The organism is Sphingomonas sp. (genome assembly GCF_023266535.1).
Lineage (GTDB): Bacteria > Pseudomonadota > Alphaproteobacteria > Sphingomonadales > Sphingomonadaceae > Sphingomicrobium.
Window position 1 is genome coordinate 44,830 of the sequence record NZ_JAHFPY010000010.1, and the last position, 548, is coordinate 45,377.

1 pseudogene is annotated in these 548 nt (G+C 67.7%); it reads right to left on the bottom strand.

Annotated elements, in window-relative coordinates:
- Positions 1-548 (bottom strand): annotated as a pseudogene (locus Q0C64_RS02780) (type III polyketide synthase); the annotation flags it as partial.

Below are 548 nucleotides of genomic sequence, written 5' to 3' on the forward strand. Positions count from 1 at the left end.
CCGGTGATGGTAGCAATGCCGCCCTCGCCGGTGCCGACCACGGCGGCCGCGGCGCCATCGCCGAAAATGGCGGTGGCGACGATCGCAGCCGGATCGTCGCTGTCGAGCCGGATGGCGATCGAGCAGGTTTCGATGGTGACGAACAGCCAGCGCATGCCGGGCTCGGCGGCGGCCAATCGCGCCGCGGTGGCAAGCCCGTTGACCCCGCCGGCGCAGCCAAGGCCGAACAGAGGCACCCGGCGCACATCATCGCGGAGGCCGATCGCCGGGCCGTTGCGCGCCTCGATGCTGGGCGTGGCGATGCCGGTGGACGAGACCATCACAACCCCGTCAATATCGGATGGCTTCAATCCGGCCTGCCCGATAGCCCTGGTTGCCGCCTCACGAAATAGCGCGTCGCATGCATCGAGATAGACGCGGTTGCGTTCCTTCCAGCCATGATGGCCTTCATACCATTCGATCGGGGCGACAATGCTGCGCCGGGCGATGGCGGCATTGTCGAACACGCTAGCCAGCCGGTCGAACAGCGCCTTGCGCCCGCCGAACAG